Origin of the sequence: Roseospira visakhapatnamensis (assembly GCF_014197915.1) — a bacterium.
GTDB classification, from domain to species: Bacteria; Pseudomonadota; Alphaproteobacteria; order Rhodospirillales; family Rhodospirillaceae; genus Rhodospira; species Rhodospira visakhapatnamensis.
Genome location: NZ_JACIGK010000095.1, coordinates 1 through 1,198, shown reverse-complemented (window position 1 = coordinate 1,198; position 1,198 = coordinate 1). Strand labels below are relative to the sequence as shown.

Here is a 1,198-nt window from a genome sequence, read left to right as displayed (position 1 = left end):
CAGCCACGCGCTCCGGTTGCTTGTCACGCTGTCGATGGCCGCCACCAACGTCGTATCCATGGTGATGTTGAGACGCGTCGTCCGGCCCGTGACCGTCTCCCCCGTGGGGTCTACGGGCACAGGCACACACTCAGTCATAGACGTGTCTTCGGTGACGGAGCCGGGGGGCTGTCCGGAACGCGCTGGTTTCTGGTGCGCCGCTAAAGAACGAACCGGGCTTCGACCTCGCCATAGGGCGCCACCACCTGACCGGCGGTGCGGGTCAACAGACCCAACCTGGTCAACTCTTCCACATCCTTGTGGACGTTCTTGTAGTCGCGGCGCAGGTCGGTCGCCAGAGCCTTGACGGTCCGCACCTCGTGGTGACGGACGTATCGCAGCAGGTCCAGACGCTTGGGCGTCAGCGCCGCCAGCAAGGCGGGAAGGTCATGGACGGTGACGTGAGTCTCGTCGACCTCTTCGCCGCGTTCAGCCAGGTGCCAGGCGTCGATGAAGCGCCGCCCCATGTCCTCCAGGCCACCGACATGCACATTGACTGTATTGCTGCCGCTCATGGATCACCTCGGAACGTTTTTACATCGGCCACGAAGTCGGCGATCAGGGCCTCGACCGTGGTGAAGGTGTATGGGACTTCCTGATCGGCGATGTGGCGGTGATCGCCTTTGCCCCGCTCGTTATCGTATCCGACCAACCGTTGGCCGGGATACCCGTAGAACAGGCTGTATTTCAGGTCATGTGCGCTTCCGAGGACCGGCTTCGGCACCCGCCATATGGTCAGTTCGGCGATGGCACCGTCCGGATAGTCCTTCCGGTCATGGAAAATGCGCCGGGCTTTCATATGGCATTTCATACCATACACCGCCATATGGTGTCAAATACCATATGGACGCTTCGCATATCCATCTCACGGTTCCTCAAAACCGGCCAGATCCTGCCGGTTTTCGGCCGGCACGAGGCGGAGGTTCAAGGCGGCACACAGGCGGAACAGGGCTTCCGCGCCGATGTCCCGCCGGCCGGCCTCGATGTCGCGGTAGGAGCGTTCCGACAGGCCGATGGCGGCGCCGGCCTCCGCCTGGGTCAGACGCAGGGCATTGCGGCGGCGGCGGATCAGGGCATGCAGGGCCAGATAGTCGCCGCGCCAGCCGGCCGCGCCCGTCGTCTTTTCCCGGCTCATGACAGGCACCGTTTGATCGCAGCA

General features: G+C 63.4%; 3 protein-coding genes. All 3 read right to left on the bottom strand.

The window, feature by feature from the left end:
• Positions 1–200: 200 nt before the first annotated feature.
• Positions 201–554 carry an HVO_A0114 family putative DNA-binding protein gene (locus GGD89_RS19655; RefSeq protein ID WP_184049255.1) on the bottom strand — a complete coding sequence of 118 codons (354 nt, stop codon included), beginning with the start codon at positions 552–554 and terminating at the stop codon, positions 201–203.
• The gene (locus GGD89_RS19650) at positions 551–838 is read right to left on the bottom strand and encodes a toxin-antitoxin system TumE family protein (protein ID WP_184049252.1); all 288 of its coding nucleotides are present in this window, start codon (positions 836–838) and stop codon (positions 551–553) included. The genes GGD89_RS19655 and GGD89_RS19650 overlap by 4 nt, the downstream gene beginning before the upstream one ends.
• A gap of 66 nt (positions 839–904) precedes the next feature.
• Positions 905–1,198 (bottom strand): helix-turn-helix transcriptional regulator (locus tag GGD89_RS19645; protein ID WP_221238585.1); only part of this gene is annotated, 294 nt, incomplete at its 5' end.